General features: G+C 68.3%; 16 protein-coding genes and 1 riboswitch. Of the genes, 3 read left to right on the forward strand and 13 right to left on the reverse strand.

The annotated features are described in order from the left end of the window. Positions 1–32: 32 nt before the first annotated feature. The 4 genes from ACWDAG_RS10435 to ACWDAG_RS10450 all read right to left on the reverse strand — a co-directional run bounded on the left by ACWDAG_RS10435 (position 33) and on the right by ACWDAG_RS10450 (position 4,363). On the reverse strand, positions 33–1,049 hold the full coding sequence (locus ACWDAG_RS10435) for an NlpC/P60 family protein (RefSeq protein ID WP_450695173.1): 1,017 nt from the start codon (positions 1,047–1,049) through the stop codon (positions 33–35). Positions 1,050–1,475: 426 nt separating this feature from the next. Continuing rightward, positions 1,476–2,510 carry an NlpC/P60 family protein gene (locus tag ACWDAG_RS10440; protein ID WP_450695174.1) on the reverse strand — a complete coding sequence of 345 codons (1,035 nt, stop codon included), beginning with the start codon at positions 2,508–2,510 and terminating at the stop codon, positions 1,476–1,478. Between the two features lie 236 nt (positions 2,511–2,746). Continuing rightward, positions 2,747–4,090, reverse strand: a complete 1,344-nt coding sequence (locus ACWDAG_RS10445; RefSeq protein WP_450695175.1) for an NYN domain-containing protein — start codon at positions 4,088–4,090, stop codon at positions 2,747–2,749. A gap of 33 nt (positions 4,091–4,123) precedes the next feature. Further along, positions 4,124–4,363: a hypothetical protein gene (locus ACWDAG_RS10450; protein WP_009309707.1), complete on the reverse strand. Its 240-nt coding sequence runs from the start codon at positions 4,361–4,363 to the stop codon at positions 4,124–4,126. A 165-nt stretch (positions 4,364–4,528) separates the two neighbouring features. Between ACWDAG_RS10450 and ACWDAG_RS10455 the strand changes: the two genes are divergently transcribed. Beyond that, positions 4,529–5,263 carry a rhomboid family intramembrane serine protease gene (locus tag ACWDAG_RS10455; protein ID WP_450695176.1) on the forward strand — a complete coding sequence of 245 codons (735 nt, stop codon included), beginning with the start codon at positions 4,529–4,531 and terminating at the stop codon, positions 5,261–5,263. Then, positions 5,260–5,541 carry an Lrp/AsnC family transcriptional regulator gene (locus ACWDAG_RS10460; protein ID WP_099928230.1) on the forward strand — a complete coding sequence of 94 codons (282 nt, stop codon included), beginning with the start codon at positions 5,260–5,262 and terminating at the stop codon, positions 5,539–5,541. Before ACWDAG_RS10455 ends, ACWDAG_RS10460 begins: the two co-directional genes overlap by 4 nt. 112 nt (positions 5,542–5,653) lie before the next feature. Here ACWDAG_RS10460 and ACWDAG_RS10465 read toward each other — a convergent pair whose 3' ends face one another. From ACWDAG_RS10465 to ctaE, 6 genes are all read right to left on the reverse strand, one after another. Then, entirely contained in the window at positions 5,654–7,027 is a 1,374-nt protein-coding gene (locus tag ACWDAG_RS10465; RefSeq protein WP_450695177.1) for an aminotransferase class V-fold PLP-dependent enzyme, read from the reverse strand. 163 nt (positions 7,028–7,190) lie between these two features. Then, a riboswitch (SAM riboswitch) is annotated at positions 7,191–7,307 on the reverse strand. A 71-nt stretch (positions 7,308–7,378) separates the two neighbouring features. Then, complete coding sequence (trpD, locus tag ACWDAG_RS10470; RefSeq protein WP_450695178.1) at positions 7,379–8,443, reverse strand: anthranilate phosphoribosyltransferase; 1,065 nt, start codon at positions 8,441–8,443, stop codon at positions 7,379–7,381. Between the two features lie 133 nt (positions 8,444–8,576). Beyond that, entirely contained in the window at positions 8,577–10,211 is a 1,635-nt protein-coding gene (qcrB, locus tag ACWDAG_RS10475; RefSeq protein ID WP_450695179.1) for a cytochrome bc1 complex cytochrome b subunit, read from the reverse strand. After that, complete coding sequence (gene qcrA, locus ACWDAG_RS10480) at positions 10,208–11,263, reverse strand: cytochrome bc1 complex Rieske iron-sulfur subunit (protein ID WP_450695180.1); 1,056 nt, start codon at positions 11,261–11,263, stop codon at positions 10,208–10,210. Before qcrA ends, qcrB begins: the two co-directional genes overlap by 4 nt. Beyond that, the gene (gene qcrC / locus ACWDAG_RS10485; RefSeq protein WP_450695181.1) at positions 11,260–12,069 is read right to left on the reverse strand and encodes a cytochrome bc1 complex diheme cytochrome c subunit; all 810 of its coding nucleotides are present in this window, start codon (positions 12,067–12,069) and stop codon (positions 11,260–11,262) included. Before qcrC ends, qcrA begins: the two co-directional genes overlap by 4 nt. 80 nt (positions 12,070–12,149) lie before the next feature. Continuing rightward, positions 12,150–12,770 (reverse strand): aa3-type cytochrome oxidase subunit III, encoded by a 621-nt coding sequence (ctaE, locus tag ACWDAG_RS10490; protein WP_450695182.1) that lies wholly within the window; start codon positions 12,768–12,770, stop codon positions 12,150–12,152. 145 nt (positions 12,771–12,915) lie between these two features. Between ctaE and ACWDAG_RS10495 the strand changes: the two genes are divergently transcribed. Continuing rightward, positions 12,916–13,320 carry a hypothetical protein gene (locus tag ACWDAG_RS10495; RefSeq protein WP_450695183.1) on the forward strand — a complete coding sequence of 135 codons (405 nt, stop codon included), beginning with the start codon at positions 12,916–12,918 and terminating at the stop codon, positions 13,318–13,320. 96 nt (positions 13,321–13,416) lie between these two features. Here ACWDAG_RS10495 and ACWDAG_RS10500 read toward each other — a convergent pair whose 3' ends face one another. The 3 genes from ACWDAG_RS10500 to ACWDAG_RS10510 form a co-directional block, all read right to left on the reverse strand. Further along, positions 13,417–14,676 carry an Ig-like domain-containing protein gene (locus ACWDAG_RS10500; protein ID WP_450695184.1) on the reverse strand — a complete coding sequence of 420 codons (1,260 nt, stop codon included), beginning with the start codon at positions 14,674–14,676 and terminating at the stop codon, positions 13,417–13,419. Positions 14,677–14,808: 132 nt separating this feature from the next. After that, positions 14,809–15,207 carry a cytochrome c oxidase subunit 4 gene (locus ACWDAG_RS10505; protein WP_450695185.1) on the reverse strand — a complete coding sequence of 133 codons (399 nt, stop codon included), beginning with the start codon at positions 15,205–15,207 and terminating at the stop codon, positions 14,809–14,811. Continuing rightward, the coding region (locus ACWDAG_RS10510) for a cytochrome c oxidase subunit I (RefSeq protein WP_450695186.1) at positions 15,204–15,968 on the reverse strand (765 nt) is incomplete at its 5' end. The genes ACWDAG_RS10510 and ACWDAG_RS10505, both read right to left, overlap by 4 nt.

Genomic DNA, 15,968 nt, shown 5'->3' on the forward strand with positions numbered 1-15,968 from the left:
TTTCCGATCGTAAGGCCGACGGGCCAGGTTGGTCAGACCCTCGTGACCGAGGACACCGGCAGCATGTCCACCGGGTCGTAGCGCACGGGCGCGCCGGGGTAGGGCGCGTGGATCACCTGGCCGTTGCCCATGTACATCCCGACATGGCTGGCGTCGGAACGGTAGACGACCAGGTCGCCGGGGCGCGCCTCGGAGAGCGGGATCTGCCTCCCGGCGTACGCCTGCTCCTGCGAGGTGCGCGGCAGCTGGACCCCGGCCTGCGCGTACGACCACTGCATCAGCCCCGAACAGTCGAAGCCGTAGGGGCCGGTGGCGCCCCAGACATACGGCGTGCCGAGTGCGGAGCGGGCGGCGGCCATCGCGGCGGCCGCGCGGGCCGAGGCGGGCAGGGCGCCGCCGAGCTCGGGGAAGAGCTCGCCGCGGCCGTCCCGGGAGGCACGGCCGTAGGCGGCACGCTCCTCGTACGGCAGGGAGTTGAGCAGCCGGCGCGCCTCGGCGAGTTTCCGCTCGACGATCCTCTTGTGGACGGCGACGGCCTTGCGGCTCTTCTCCAGCTCGGCGAGCTTACCGACCGCTTCGGCGCGCTCCTGGGCGACGTTGCGCATCGAGGACTGGAGGTCTCTGAGCTCGCCCGCCTGATGGGCGTTGATCCGGTCCAGGGCGGAGGCCTTGTCGAGGTAGTCGGACGGGTTGTCGGAGAAGAGCAGGGCGAGGGTCGGGTCGATGCCGCCGGAGCGGTACTGGGCGACGGCCAGCGAACCGAGCGACTCCCGCACGGAGTTGATGCGCTCCTGCTGGCGGGCGATCAGATCCTGCGCGTCGTGCACCTGCTTCTGCAGCCTGCCGGCGGTTTCGTCGGCCTTGTTGTAGGCCTCGGTCGCCCTCTCGGCCTCCGCGTAGAGGCGGTCCACCTCGGCCCGGGTGTGGTCGTACGGAGCGGCGTCGGCCGGGACGGCGCCGAGGGCGGAAGCCGCGGCGGACAGCACACACAGGGCGGTGCCGGCGCCCCGGTTGAACCCGGACGGCGCAGGGCGGCGGTGGGACCTCACGAGTAGCGGCGCTCCTTCCATGTGCCGGACGCCACCGGCCTCCCCCGGGGTCCGGGGGAAACGCGGCAGACATTGACGCCCTCTCCGGCCCGGGGGGCAGGAGATTCTGGTCCGCACCGCTTCGCGACGCCACCACGGGTTCCTGTTTCACAGGCCTCCGCCGGCCCGTGTGGGCTGGTCTTACGCGGCCTCCGCAGGCGTGACTTTCCGCCCGTCCGGCGGTAGGTCCGACAACTTCCGTCGAGGGACGCGGTGATGCTAGCCATGCGAGTGCGCGGCGGCCAGCGACCTCTGCGGGCACACAACGTGACGCCCCGCCTCTGACGCAGGTCATCGGCGGGGCGTGGGGTCAGTGCGGGTTCACGTAATTCGCCCGTTCGGGCGGAACGGTGTCCTGATCTTGAAACGGATCCTCAGGGGCGCGTGTCAGATCCGGACGCCGAACTGGAACGGCATGTTGTTGATCGACTCGTAGCGCACGGTCGTGCCGGTGCGCGGGGCGTGGATCACCTGGCCGTTGCCCGCGTACAGGGCGACGTGGTGCAGGTCGCCGTAGAAGAGGACGAGGTCGCCGACCTTGAGCTGGCTCTCGGAGTAGATCCGGGTACCGGCGTTGGCCTGCGCCTGCGAGGTGCGCGGTATCGAGACACCGGCCTGGGCGTAGGCCCAGGAGGTCAGGCCCGAGCAGTCGTAGGAGGCGGTGCCGGTGGCGCCGTAGACATACGGCTTGCCGAGCTGGGTCTGGGCGGCCTGGAAGGCGGCGGCGGCCCTGCCGGAGGCGGGGGGCGCGTCGCCGAGGTCCACGCGGCTGGCGGAGGAGCGGCTGGCGCGGGCGTCGGCGGCGGCGAGCGCCGCCCGCTCCGCGGCGGTCAGCGAGTTGAGCAGCTTCTGCGCCTCGGCGAGCTTGCCCTGGATGTCCTTCTTCTTCTTGCCCAGTTCGGCGCGAGTGGAGGCAAGGTCCTTGAGCTTGTCGGAGGCCTCGGCGCGCTCCTGGGCGAGCTCGCGCTGCTTCTCCTGGATCTTCTTCAGCGCCTCGACCTGCTGGGCGCTGAGCTGGTCGGCGGTGGACGCCTTGTCCAGGTAGTCGTCCGGGTTCGACGACAGGAACAGCTGGAGGGAGGAGTCGATGGAGCCGGTGCGGTACTGCGCGGCGGCCGCCAGGCCCATGGTGTCGCGCAGCTGGTTGAGCTCCTCCTGGCCGCGGGCGACGTTGTCCTGGATGGTGGAGATCTCCTTCTGGAGCTTCTCCTGCTTCTCCTTGGCGCCGTTGAACTTCTCGGTGGCCTGCTCGGCCGCCTCGTACAGCTTGTCGACCTTGGCCTTGACCTCGTCCTTGGAGGGCTTCTCGCTCGGCGCGGCGTTCGCGGCCTGGGCGCTGATGGCAACAGCGGCAGCAGCTGCGGTGGTGAGCACAGTCACGCGAGCCCGGCTCGGCTGCTTCGGTCGACGATGGGACGCCACGGAAGAGGGCTCCTTCTTGTGAGTGATCACCCGCTCGGAGGTTCGAGGCCCGACCTTAGTGACCTTCTTGTGATCACTTCAAATCCTCGCGTGAAAAATCTTAGTGACGCAATGCATTCTTTGCACATAACCCACGTGCGGTGACGCCAGGTTGACGCTACGTTGCGTGACGATTGCGCCAATTCGGGCATTAAACCTAGAAGTTCGACCTTCGGGACAGCGGCCCGGGAAACAGCTCAGGAGAGCCGCTTCAGGAGCATCGCCGAAGCGACCGGCCGCGCCCCCGCGCGGGCCACTCCGTCGGCCACCTCACGGTCCGTGGAAGCCACGATGACGGGCCTCCCGGGGGGCTCAGCGCGCACCAGCTGGCGGATCAACTCGTCGGCGGTGACGCCCGGTTTGGAGAACAGCACCCGCACTCCGCGCGGCGGCGCGAGCAGCACGGGGGCGACCAGTTCGGCCCCGTCGAAGACGCAGGTGACCTCGGCGCCGGTCTGTGCAGCGAGTTGCGAAAGCTGCCCGAGGAGCCTCAACCGCTGCTTCTCCAGAGGCATTTGGGGATAACCCGTTTTGGTGACGTTGTAACCGTCGACGACCAGATGCGCCTGCGGCAGCTCGAGCAGCTGATCCAGGATCGCGGGGTCATTTTCGGACAAAGCACGCGCAGCGATGTCCTTGGGGGTCATTCGTCCCGGTTCGACCGCATCGACGGTCTCCGCCGGCCGTACGGACACGGGCGGCAGCGCCAGCTCCCGGCGCAGCCCCTGGGCCGCGTCCAGGACGGTGTCCAGAAGCAGGCGCACGCGCATGTCCTCGACACTGCGCCCCTCGCGCGCTGCTTTGCGCGTGGCCTCCAGAGCGGCCTCCGCCTCCCCGAGCCGCGACTTCAGCCGCCGGGACTCGCTCTCGGCTGCGGACACCTGCGCCTGCCCCTCGGCGCGTACGGCCTCGATCTCGCCCTGGATCTTGCGCAGGGCGGCCTCGCCCCGCTTGACGTCGCTGTGGGCCGCTCGCAGCTTGCGGTGCAGCGAGTCGGCCTCCTTCCTGGCGGCCTCCAGCTCGGTGCGCAGCCGCTCGGTGTCGGCCCGGGTCTGCTCCCGGGCCCGGTCGAGCTCCTCGCGCAGCCGCTCCAGCTCGGCCCGGTTCTCCTCGTCGGCCCGCTCGGCGTCGGCCCGCTGGGCCTCCTCGCCGGCCGCGGTCACGAGCTTCACCCAGCCGGTGGGCCGCAGAACATAGGCCGCGGCCGCCACGTCGAGCGGATCCGCGGCCGGGGGCGGCGAGCCGGAGTCCAGGGCGCCGGCGAGTTCCGGCTGGGCCTCTCTCAGCTTCTCCCCGATCCGCTGCCGGAACAGCGGATCGGTCTCCAGCGCGGCCGCCATCGCGTTGCCGGCGAACTTGGCCCGCCGGTTCGGTGCGAAACGGGCGTACTGCCGAAGCTGTGCGGGCAGTTCGCCGACGGTCAGCCCGCCGAAGCCGTCCGAGACGATCTGGACGACCCTGCGGCGCACTCCGTCGGGCAGCGGACGGTCAAGCACCTCGGCGGTGCCGTCGTCCGGCCCCCCGCCTGTGGTCTCCACCATCCGTCACACCCCATTACCTGTGGGGCCGCTCCCTCAGGAGTCGGCGCCCGGCCTGTCCACGAGTTCCACCTGATCCACCGCGTTGCACCAGCGACAGCGCACCGACTCGATGGTCTCACTGACCACCTCGCGCTCCTCGACCTTGGGCTCACCGGCCAGATCGAGGTGGACGTACTCGACCACCTTCGACGAGCGGGTCACGTCGAAACGCGTGAGGTTGCCGCAGAGGGTGCAGCGCCACCGCGTCGTGGCGGTCGGGAGGGGAACCGTCATCGTGCCTGTGCTCTTTCCTTCTAGGCCTTCTATTGTCAATGACGCCCGGGCTTCCCCGGGCGTGTGGCTCGTAACCCTACGGCCTGGGGCGGACTCGCCGCCCGCCCGTCCACGGCGGCGAGGCGGTCTGTGCGACTGCGTCCCGTTACGTCATGCTCTGTGTTCATGATCGGCAAGTGGACCGCCACCCTCGGCAGAGCGATCCGGCGCCCCTCGGCGCCCCTGACGCACACGCTGATCGCCCTGTGCTGTCTGCTCTTCGTGACCGGCCCGGCAGCCGGCCTCAGTCCGGCCTACGGTTCCGCGGACGCGCTGCTCGCCGCCCAGCGCGCCTATTTCCACCGCTGGGGGGTAGTCCCGGCCGAACTGTTCCAGGGCTCCCCCAGGGCCGCCCTGACCCCCGCCACGGCCCTCTTCGTCCACGGCAGCTGGGTGCACCTGCTCGGCAACATGCTCTTCCTCTACGTCTTCGGGGCGATGACCGAGGAACGGATGGGCCGCGTCCAGTTCACGCTCTTCTACGTCGGCTGCGGCTACCTCGCGCTGCTGGGGTACGCGGCGGCCAACGCCACGTCCCAGCAGTCCCTGGTCGGCGCGTCCGGGGCGATCTCGGCGGTCCTGGGTGCGTTTCTGTACCTGTTCCCCGGGGCGAGGGTGACCAGTCTTCTGCCGTTCCTGTTCTTCCTCCCCCTGCGCTTCCCCGCCTGGATCGTGCTGCCCTTCTGGGCGGCCCTGCAGTGGCTGGCGGCCGGGCGCGCGGCGACGGGACCGGGGGTGGCCTATCTGGCCCACCTGGTGGGCTTCGGCGTGGGCTTCGTCTACGCCTGGGTCCGATTCGGCCGTACGACTAGAGTGAGGTCCGCCCCAGCTCCGGCCCCCGAGGGAGAGAACCAGCCGTGATCACCGCGATCGTCCTCATCAAGACCAGCGTGGACCGGATCCCTGAGATCGCGGAGCGGATCGCTTCGCTGGAGTCTGTGAGCGAAGTGTTTTCCGTGACCGGGACGTATGACCTGATCGCGATGGTTCGTGTGAAGCAGCATGAGGATCTTGCTGATGTGATCCCTGGGAGCATCAGCAAGATCCCCGGGGTGGAGGCGACGGATACGCACGTCGCGTTTCGTACGTACTCCCAGCATGACCTTGAGGCCGCGTTTGCCATCGGGTTGGATTCTTGATCGACGCCTAGGCGTCTGCGGGGCGCGGTTCGTGTGCGGGTGCCGGTCCGTTGTGGCTGGTCGCGCAGTTCCCCGCGCCCCTAAGAGCCGCTGCCCCTGACGGCGGTCAAATTCAGACTGCCGGGACGCAGCGGCCGTCCTCCGTTCGGTACTGCCACTTCGCGCCGTCCGCCACCAGCTCCTTCACGGCGGTGACGAAGCGCTCGACGTGCTCGTCGGGGGTGCCGGCGCCGAAGCTGACGCGGATGGCGTTGAGGGACTTTTCGCCGGGGGCGGCCTCGGGGGCGCCGCACTCGCCCTGGGTCTGGGGGTCGGTGCCGAGAAGGGTTCGGACCAGCGGGTGGGCGCAGAAGAGGCCGTCGCGGACGCCGATGCCGTACTCGGCGGAGAGGGCGGCGGCGAAGTGCGAGCTGTTCCAGCCCTCGACGACGAAGGAGATCACGCCGACCCGGGGCGCGTCATCGCCGAAGAGGGACAGCACCTTGACCTGTGGGACCTCTGCCAGGCCCGCACGGACCTTCTCGATCAGGTGCTGCTCCCGGGCGACCAGGGTGTCGAAGCCCGCCTCGGTGAGCGCCCTGCAGGCGGAGGCGATGGAGTAGGCGCCGATCACGTTCGGGGAGCCGGCCTCGTGGCGGGCCGCGCTCTCGTGCCACTCCACATCCACACCGCCGTCCGCGCGCCGGGTGACCTTGCGGCTGGCGCCGCCGCCCGCGAGGTAGGGGTCGGCGGCCTGCAGCCAGTCCGCGCGGCCGGCCAGCACGCCGGAGCCGAAGGGCGCGTACAGCTTGTGGCCGGAGAAGGCGACCCAGTCGACGTCGAGGTCCTGCACGGAGACCGGGTGGTGCGGGGCGAGCTGGGCGGCGTCCAGGACGATACGGGCGCCGTGCGCGTGGGCGGCGGCGGCCAGCTCGCGGACCGGCCACAGCTCGCCGGTGACGTTCGAGGCGCCGGTGACGCAGACCAGGGCCGGGCCGTACGGGTCGCGGTCGGCGAGGGCGCGCTCCAGGGTCTCCACGGCCTGCTGCGGGGTGCGCGGGGCGTTGAGGTAGGTGACCCGGGCGTCCTTCCAGGGCAGCAGGCTGGCGTGGTGCTCGGTCTCGAAGACGAAGACCTGACAGTCGGCCGGAAGGGCCTGGGCCAGCAGGTTGAGGGAGTCCGTGGTGGAGCGGGTGAAGATCAGCTGGTCGTCGGGCCGGCAGTCGAGGAACTCGGCGACCGTCCTGCGGGCGTTCTCGAAGAGGTCGGTCGACAGCTGGGAGAGGTAGCCGGCGCCGCGGTGCACGCTCCCGTAGTAGGGCGCGTACGCCGCCACGTCGTCCCAGACGCGCTGCAGGGCCGGGGCGCTGGCCGCGTAGTCGAGCGCGGCGTAGGTGACTTCGCCGCCCGTGACGAGCGGGACGGTGACATCCCGGCCCAGAACGGGCAGCGCCCCCGAAATGTCACTGCAAACGGAGGTGGCGGCGGCAGCGGTGGAGACAGACATGGCGGAACTCCCGTGGAAGCAGGTGGAATTCGCCCCGCGAGCGGTACGGCTCAAGCAGGGGCGTGAAAAGGAAAGGGGATGCGGAGGCGGGGCTCTGCGGCCCTATCGCATTCGCTTGCTCACGGAAGGCTCCTCGACGACCAGGACCCCTGGTTGCTCGAGGGGTCCGCGCTTGCCGTAGACCTCGCTGCCTACGGCCTGGTCCTCACCCGGGGCACCCCGCCACGGACGGAGGGTTGCCGGACAGTCGGCCGGGGCCTCATGACTGTCACTCATGACCTGGACAGGAACGTACGTGAAGTGATCGCGGTCCCGCAACTCCTGTCCGGATTGCGGGACCGCGGTCCTCTGCTACGCGTTGCTGGCGGCGACCCAGCGCTCCAGCGCCCGCTTGGCCGCGCCGGAGTCGATCGACTCCGCCGCCTTGTCCATACCGGCCCGGATCTGCTCGGCCAGCGTCCCGGGACCCGGGTCGAGAGCCACGAGCGCGGCCGCCGAGTTCAGCAGTACGGCGTCCCGTACGGGGCCCTTCTCGCCGTCGAGGAGCCTGCGGGCGACCTCCGCGTTGTACGACGGGTCGGCGCCTCGCAGGGCCTCGACCGGGACCAGTTCGATGCCGACGTCCCGGGGGTCGAAGGTCTCCTCGGTGACCTTGCCGTCGCGGACGACCCACACCCGGGACGTGGAGGTGGTCGTCAGCTCGTCGAAGCCGTCGTCGCCGCGGAAGACGAGGGAGGAGTTGCCGCGTTCGGCGAGGACGCCCGCGATGAGCGGAGCCAGGCGCGGGTCGGCGACGCCCACCGCCTGTGCCCTCACCTTCGCCGGGTTGGTCAGCGGACCGAGCGCGTTGAAGGTCGTCCGGATGCCCAACTGCCCTCGTGCGGCGGCGACATGACGCAGCGCCGGGTGGAACTTGATGGCGAAGCAGAACGTGATGCCGGCTTCCTCCGCGACCTCCGCCACCCGCTTCGGCGTCAGCTCCAGATTGACGCCGAGCTTCTCCAGGACGTCCGAGGCGCCGGACGCGGAGGAGGCGGCCCGATTGCCGTGCTTGACGACCTTTGCGCCCGTGCCGGCGATGACGATCGCCGACATCGTGGAGATGTTCACCGTCTTCGCGCCGTCACCGCCCGTGCCGACGATGTCGACGGTCCGGCCCGGCACCTCGATGACGTTCGCGTGCTCGTACATCGTCCGGACGAGGCCGGTGATCTCCTCGACGGTCTCGCCCTTGGCACGCAGCGCCACCGCGAACCCGGCGATCTGGGCGTCGGTCGCCTCACCGCGCATGATCAGGTCCATCGCCCAGGCGGTGTCGTCGGCGGTGAGGTCGTGGCCGTCCAGCAGGCCGTTCAGCAGCAGGGGCCAGGAACGGCCCGCCGCGGTGTCGCCTCCAGCGGGGGTCACAGCGCTCATAAGGCCGCTCCTGGTCGTCGTAGAAGAAGAAAACGAGTGTGAAGCCACCCTATCCAGCTCAGGGCATGGAAAAGGGCCCCCGTCCGAAGACCGGACGGGGGCCCTTCTGCCGTGGCGTGGCGAGCCGCAGCGATCAGTGGTGGCCGTGGCCGCTCGTGATCTCCCTGTACTCCTCGACCGTCGGCTTCGGAATCTGGGACTCCTCGCCGTAGTACGCCTCGCTGAGCTTGGCGCGCAGTCGCTCGGAGCCCTTGACCTTGCGCTCGACGCCGTTCTCGTCGACCGTCGGGCCGATCTCGGCCGGCTTGTACTGCTCGTGCGCCGTGAGGGTGTGCAGGGCGTCCTGGCTGAGGGGCTCGTGCACCTCGATGAACTCACCGTGCGGAAGGCGCTTGATGATGCCCGACTCGCGGCCGTGCAGCACCTTGTCCTTGTCGCGGCGCTGGAGGCCGAGGCAGATCCGCTTGGTGGCGATGAAGGTGAGCACCGGCACGACGAAGAAGCCGACACGCACGAACCAGGTGATCGCGTTGATCGACAGGTGGAAGTGCGTGGCCCACAGGTCGTTGCCGCCACCGACCAGCAGCACGAAGTACCAGGAGATCCACGCCGCACCGAAGGCGGTACGCGTCGGGGCGTTGCGCGGACGGTCCAGGATGTGGTGCTCGCGCTTGTCGCCGGTGACCCAGGACTCGATGAACGGGTAGACCGCGATCGCGACCAGGACCAGCGGGAAGATGATCAGCGGGATGAACACGCCCAGGACGAGCGTGTGGCCCCACAGGTTGATCTCCCAGCCCGGCATCGTGCGGATCAGGCCTTCGGAGAAGCCCATGTACCAGTCGGGCTGGGCGCCGGTCGACACCTGGTCCGGACGGTAGGGGCCCATGGCCCAGATCGGGTTGATCGAGGCGATCGCCGCGATGGCCGCGATGACACCGAAGACCAGGAAGAAGAAGCCGCCGGCCTTCGCCATGTACACCGGCAGCAGCGGCATGCCGACGACGTTGTTGTTCGTCTTTCCGGGGCCCGCGAACTGCGTGTGCTTGTGGTAGAAGACCAGGATCAGGTGCGCCACCATCAGGCCGAGCATGATGCCCGGCAGCAGCAGGATGTGGATCGAGTAGAAGCGGGCCACGAAGTCGCCGCCCGGGAACTCGCCGCCGAAGAGGAACATCGACAGGTACGTGCCGACGACCGGCACGGACAGGATCGCGCCCTCCATGAAGCGGACACCGGTGCCGGAGAGCAGGTCGTCCGGGAGGGAGTAACCGGTGAAGCCGGTGAACATGCCCAGGACGAACAGCAGGAAGCCGAACAGCCAGTTGACCTCACGCGGCTTGCGGAACGCGCCGGTGAAGAACACGCGCATCATGTGCACGAACATGCCCGCGAGGAAGATCAGCGCGGCCCAGTGGTGGATCTGCCGGATCAGCAGACCGCCGCGCACATCGAAGGAGATGTGCAGGGTCGAGTTGAACGCCTCGGACATCATCTGGCCCTGCAGCGGGATGTAGCTGCCGTGGTACTCCACCTCGTTCATCGACGGGTGGAAGAACAGCGTCAGATACACACCCGTGAGGATGATGATGATGAAGCTGTACATGCACACTTCGCCCAACATGAACGACCAGTGGTCGGGGAAGATCTTGCGCATGTTGGTCTTGGCCAGGGAGTAGATCCCCAGCCGGCCGTCGGCCCAGTCGGCGACGCGCTCGCCGGCCGGCGCTTTGCCGCGCCGGGACTCGTTGTTCTCGTTGGTGCTCATCCGCGCTCCCAGAATGCAGGACCGACGGGCTCCTCGAAGTCGCCGAGCGCCTCGAGGTAGCCCTGGTCGTTCACGCCGATGCGCAGCTGCGGCAGGGCGTGACCGGCGGGGCCGAAGATCACCCGGGCGCCGTCGGACAGGTCGAAGGTGGACTGGTGGCAGGGGCACAGCACGTGGTGCGTCTGCTGCTCGTACAGCGAGATCGGGCAACCGACGTGGGTGCAGATCTTCGAGTACGCCACGATGCCCTGGTAGGACCAGTCGAGTTCCTGCTTGTCCTTGATGTTCTCCGGCTGGATCCGGACGATCATCAGGGCAGCCTTGGCGATCTCGGTCTGGAAGTTCTCGTCGTGCTCTTCCAGGCCCTCGGGCTTGACGAACGTGAGCGAGCCGACCGCGACGTCGGAGGGACGCAGCGGCTCGTTGGTGTTCATGTTGACGAGCAGCTTGCCCTTGGACCACAGCGTGTGGCGGAGCTTGGTCCCCGGCAGCGGTCCGAGGTCGCGCAGCAGCATGACACCGGAGAGCGGGAACAGGGCCAGCGCACCGAACATCGTGTTGCGGATGAGCTTGCGGCGGCCGAGCGCGGACTCCTTGGCGCCCTGCTTGAAGTCGGCCATGACCTTGGCCTTGACCTCGGGCGAGGCCTCGATCGGGTGCCGCTCGTCGGCGATCTCCACGTCGGACATCAGGGTGCGGGCCCAGTGGACCGCGCCCGCGCCGATGGCGAACAGCGCGAGGCCCAGGGTCAGGCCCAGCGCGAAGTTCAGCGCGTTGATGTGGCCGATCGGGAAGACGTAGATCGCCTTGTCGTGCGGGATCGCCACGTACGAGGCGATGAAGCCGACCGTGGCCAGCATCGAGACCGTGAACAGCATGGCCACCACACGCTCGGACCGCTTGGCGGCCCGCTCGTCGATGTCCTGCACCCGGTGCTCGTGGGGCGGCAGACCGGGGTCGGCGAACGGGTTCTTCTCGTCCGCGACGCTTACGGCGCCGTGCGCGTCCTGCTCAGCGGGCAGGTTCTCTTCTGGAATGTCTTGGCTACTCATGACTTCTTGGCCTTTGCGGTCCGAGCGGCGACCCAGACGGCGACCGCGATCAGCGCGCCGAGTCCGAAGATCCAGGCGAACAGGCCCTCGGAGACCGGGCCGAGTCCGCCCAGCTCAAGGCCGCCGGGGCTCTCGGTGTCGTCTCCGTTGACCGCGTGGAGGTACGCGATGATGTCCTTCTTGTTCTGCTCCGACATCGTGGTGTCAGGGAACGACGGCATGTTCTGCGGGCCGGTCTGCATGGCCTCGTAGATGTGCTTCGGGTCGACGCCCTCGAGGCTCGGCGCGAACTTGCCGTGCGTCAGCGCACCGCCCTTGCCGGTGAAGTTGTGGCACTGCGCGCAGTTGGTGCGGAACAGCTCGCCACCCTTGGCGATGTCGGCACCGTCCGGGCCGTACTGCGCCTTCGTCGGGATGGACGGGCCGGCGCCGAAGGAGGAGATGTACGCGGCGAGCTGGTCGATCTCGGCCTGCGAGTAGATGACCTTCTTCTTCGGGACCTGAGCGCCCGGCTGCTGGGCCGGCATACGGCCGGTGCCGACCTGGAAGTCGACGGCCGCGGCGCCCACGCCGACGAGGCTCGGACCGTCGGTGGTTCCCTGACCGCCGGTGCCGTGGCAGCTGGCGCAGCCCACGGAGTAGAGCTTCTTGCCCTCGTCGATGGCAAGGGACTGGGCGGTGTCATCGGCCTGCGCCTTGCTCGCGGGTGCGAACGCGGCGTACAGCCCCCCGGTGCATGCCAGCGCGAGGAGTAGGACGACGAGAGCCGCCATGGGATGGCGTCGTCGTGCGGAGAGCTTTTTCACGGATTACCCCGGTGTCAGGATCTTCTGCGTCGATGCTTGTGGGTTGTGCGCCGCGCGGGCGCACGCGGGAACGGGCCCGGCTACTTGATCAGGTAGATCGTGGCGAAGAGGCCGATCCACACGACATCGACGAAGTGCCAGTAGTAGGACACGACGATGGCCGCGGTCGCCTGCTCGTGGGTGAACCTCTTGGCCGCGTAGGTGCGGCCGAGAACGAACAGGAAGGCGATGAGGCCGCCCGTCACGTGCATGCCGTGGAACCCGGTGGTCAGGTAGAACACCGAGCCGTACGGGTCGGAGGACAGCGAGATGCCGTCCTTCTTCACCAGCTCCGTGTACTCGAAGATCTGACCGCCGATGAAGATCGCACCCATCACGAACGTGATGATGAACCAGCCCCGGAGCTTCTTCACGTCCCCGCGCTCGGCGGCGAACACGCCGAGCTGGCAGGTGAGGGAGGAGAGCACCAGGATCGTGGTGTTGGTCGCGGAGAACGGAAGGTTGAGATGGCTCGCCATCTCCTTCCAGTGATCCGGACCGGTCACCGATCGCAGGGTGAAGTACATCGCGAAGAGGGCCGCGAAGAACATCAGCTCGGAACTCAGCCAGATGATGGTTCCGACGCTGGTGAGGTTCGGCCGGTTGACCGACGGGTGCGCGTGCCCGGTTTCTACTGTCGTTGCTGTCGCCACGACCGACATTATGTCGGTCGCTTATCCCGCCCTCACTCCGGGGGGTGCCGTTCGGAGTGTTGCTCCCGTCCATACCGGTGTTGACGTGGTGTTGAACGGAGTAACATCCGCCCCATCGGGCCTTTCCGTACGACGCTGACGTCTCGGAGGAACTATGCAGCCGACCGCCACGGTGCTGGTCTACAGCGACGACTCCAACACCCGCGAACAGGTGCGGCTGGCGACCGGGCGAAGGCCTGCTCCCGACGTTCCCGTCGTCGAGTTCCTGGAGTGTGCGACGCCGGCCGCCGTCATCAAGGAGCTGGACCGGGGCGGGATCGACGTGTGCGTCCTGGACGGCGAGGCCGTGCCCATGGGGGGCATGGGGGTGTGCAGGCAGATCAAGGACGAGATCTTCAACTGCCCGCCGGTGCTTCTGCTCATCGGGCGGCCTCAGGATGCGTGGCTGGCCACGTGGAGTCGGGCGGATGCCGCTGTGACGTTGCCTGTGGAGCCTGTGGAGTTCGCTGCGGCGTTGGCTTCGCTGTTGCGGCAGAAGGCGCTTCGGCAGAGCGCCTAGCGGCTCGGGGGTAGGGGTCTTTCGGCGACTGCGGGTCCGTTGTGGCTTGTCGCGCAGTTCCCCGCGCCCCTGAAAGCCGCTGCCCTTTACCCCGTGTTAAACGCTCTGTGGCCTCAGTCTTGCCGCGTCGTCCGGGCTGGGGCCGTCCGGGGTTCCGCCTACCAGCGCGCTGCCCGTGCGCCAGTTCTTCCAGGTGAGGTTCCAGTCGCCGAAGCCGTTGCCGAAGGGCTCCATGGTGTCGCCGTTGGAGTTGATGACCTTCACCACGTCGCCCTCGTGGACGGTGTTGAAGAACCATTGGGCGTTGCCGGTGCTCATTCCGGTGCAGCCATGGCTGACGTTGGCGTAGCCCTGGGAGCCCACGGACCAGGGGGCGGCATGGACGTACTCGCCGCTCCAGGTGAGGCGGGTGGCCCAGTAGACGGGCAGGTCGTAGGAGTCGGAGCTGCCTTCGGCGATGCCCACGGTGGCGCTGCGCATGCGTACGAAGGACTGCTTGCCCAGGACGACCTTGACGCCGTTGCGGGTCTCGAAGCCGGGCTTGCCGGTGGTGACGGGGAGTTCCCTGATGTCCTCGCCGTTCTTGTACACCGTCATGGAGTGCGCCGAGGCGTCGGTGACGGCGATGATGCTGTCGCCGATGGTGAGCTTCAGCGGCTTGCTCTTGGCGCCCCACAGACGGTCGCCGACCTTGATGCCGTCCAGGTTGCTGTGCACCTGGACGGTGGCGTGGGCGGGCCAGTAGTCCTTGGGGCGGTAGTGGAGCTCCTTGTCGTCCACCCAGTGCCAGGCGCCCTGCACGGCGGGCACGGAGTCCACCCGTAGCGCCCGTTCGACGATGGCGCGCTGTGTCCTGTCCTTGACGGGCTTGTCGAGTTGGGCGGTGACGGGCTGTCCGACGCCGTAGTCGCCGGAGTCGGGCCCGAACTTCACCTCCAGGCGCTTCTTGGTGGTGGGGTTGCTGGTGTCGAAGGTGAGGACCTTGCGGCCCGGCGCCCCGTCCTCGTCCTCCGTGCTCACCCGCACCGTGTAGTGGGCGTTGGCGGCGAGCGGGGAGGTGCTGTGCCAGCGGGTGCCGTCGGCGGAAAGTTCGCCCGCCACGAAGCGGCCTGCGGCGTCCGTGGCCGTGACATCCGTGATGTGTCCGCCGTCCTCGGCAGCGACCTCGAGGGCCTTGTCGGGGTCGGCCTTCTTCCCGCCGCTCTTGAGGCCGTTGAAGGAGAGCTGGTCCGTCGCGTCGTACGGCTTGCCGGCCAGCGGGTTGCCTCCGCCGCTGCACGCGGTGCCGCCCGCGCCGAGGGCGATCACCAGCAGAGTGCAGCTGACGACGGTGCGGGTGCGCGGAGAGTGGTTCATGTCCCTCACGCTATGGACGTTCGTCAAGGACGGCGCGCGGGGTAATCCGTACGAGGGAACGATATTGGGGCAAAAGCGGGAGCCCGGACGCTCCTTACGGAGTGTCCGGGCTCCCGATGGGCTCTGCGCGTGCTACTGGGTGCGGTTCTCACCGCGGTAGTACTCGAAGACCCAGCCGTACAGGCCGATCATGATGATCGGCGCCGAGAAGTAGAGCAGCCACCAGCCGATCGCGATCGACAGGAAGGCGAGCGCGCCTCCGACCGCGAGGGACAGCGGCTGCCAGCTGTGCGGGCTGAAGAACCCGACCTCGCCGGCGTCGTCGGCGACGTCCGCCTCCTTGTTGTCCTGCGCACCGGCGTCGACCCGCTTGGCCGTGAAGCCGAGGTAGAAGCCGACCATGATGCACAGACCGAAGGCCAGGAAGAGGGCCGTGGTACCGGCCGGCTCCTTCGACCACACGCCATAGACGACGGCCATGGCGAGGATGAAGATGCTCAGCCACATGAACATCTTGCCCTGGATCTTCACTTGCCGGCCTCCTTGCCACCAGCCAGAGCCTTCTCACCGTGAGGCGCGTTCTCGAGCTGGTCGAGAGCGGCGATCTCAGGGTGATGCAGGTCGAACGCCGGGGATTCGCTGCGGATCCGCGGCAGGGTGAGGAAGTTGTGCCGCGGCGGCGGGCAGGACGTCGCCCACTCCAGCGAGCGGCCGTAGCCCCACGGGTCGTCGACGCCGACCGGCTTGCCGTACTTGGCCGTCTTCCACACGTTGTAGAGGAACGGCAGGATCGACATGCCGAGCAGGAACGAGCTGATCGTCGAGATCGTGTTCAGGGCGGTGAAGCCGTCGGCCGCGAGGTAGTCCGCGTAACGACGCGGCATGCCCTCGGCACCCAGCCAGTGCTGGACAAGGAAGGTGCCGTGGAAGCCGATGAACAGCGTCCAGAAGGTGATCTTGCCGAGGCGCTCGTCGAGCATCTTGCCGGTCATCTTCGGCCACCAGAAGTGGAAGCCGGAGAACATCGCGAAGACGACGGTGCCGAAGACGACGTAGTGGAAGTGCGCCACCACGAAGTACGAGTCCGAGACGTGGAAGTCCATCGGCGGCGAGGCCAGGATGACACCCGTCAGACCACCGAAGGTGAAGGTGACCAGGAAGCCGGTCGCCCAGAGCATCGGGGTCTCGAAACTCAAGGACCCCTTCCACATCGTTCCGATCCAGTTGAAGAACTTCACGCCGGTCGGTACGGCGATGAGGAACGTCATGAAGGAGAAGAACGGGAGCAGTAC

The organism is Streptomyces sp. NPDC001157 (genome assembly GCF_053598255.1).

What these genes read in the sequence shown, in the direction of transcription:
- ACWDAG_RS10445 (WP_450695175.1), bottom strand. Translation starts at nt 4,090, where the DNA reads ATGGTGGAGACCACAGGCGGGGGGCCGGACGACGGCACCGCCGAGGTG.
- ACWDAG_RS10450 (WP_009309707.1), bottom strand. Translation starts at nt 4,363, where the DNA reads ATGACGGTTCCCCTCCCGACCGCCACGACGCGGTGGCGCTGCACCCTC.
- ACWDAG_RS10455 (WP_450695176.1), top strand. Translation starts at nt 4,529, where the DNA reads ATGATCGGCAAGTGGACCGCCACCCTCGGCAGAGCGATCCGGCGCCCC.
- ACWDAG_RS10465 (WP_450695177.1), bottom strand. Translation starts at nt 7,027, where the DNA reads ATGTCTGTCTCCACCGCTGCCGCCGCCACCTCCGTTTGCAGTGACATT.
- trpD (WP_450695178.1), bottom strand. Translation starts at nt 8,443, where the DNA reads ATGAGCGCTGTGACCCCCGCTGGAGGCGACACCGCGGCGGGCCGTTCC.
- qcrB (WP_450695179.1), bottom strand. Translation starts at nt 10,211, where the DNA reads ATGAGCACCAACGAGAACAACGAGTCCCGGCGCGGCAAAGCGCCGGCC.
- qcrA (WP_450695180.1), bottom strand. Translation starts at nt 11,263, where the DNA reads ATGAGTAGCCAAGACATTCCAGAAGAGAACCTGCCCGCTGAGCAGGAC.
- ctaE (WP_450695182.1), bottom strand. Translation starts at nt 12,770, where the DNA reads ATGTCGGTCGTGGCGACAGCAACGACAGTAGAAACCGGGCACGCGCAC.
- ACWDAG_RS10495 (WP_450695183.1), top strand. Translation starts at nt 12,916, where the DNA reads ATGCAGCCGACCGCCACGGTGCTGGTCTACAGCGACGACTCCAACACC.
- ACWDAG_RS10500 (WP_450695184.1), bottom strand. Translation starts at nt 14,676, where the DNA reads ATGAACCACTCTCCGCGCACCCGCACCGTCGTCAGCTGCACTCTGCTG.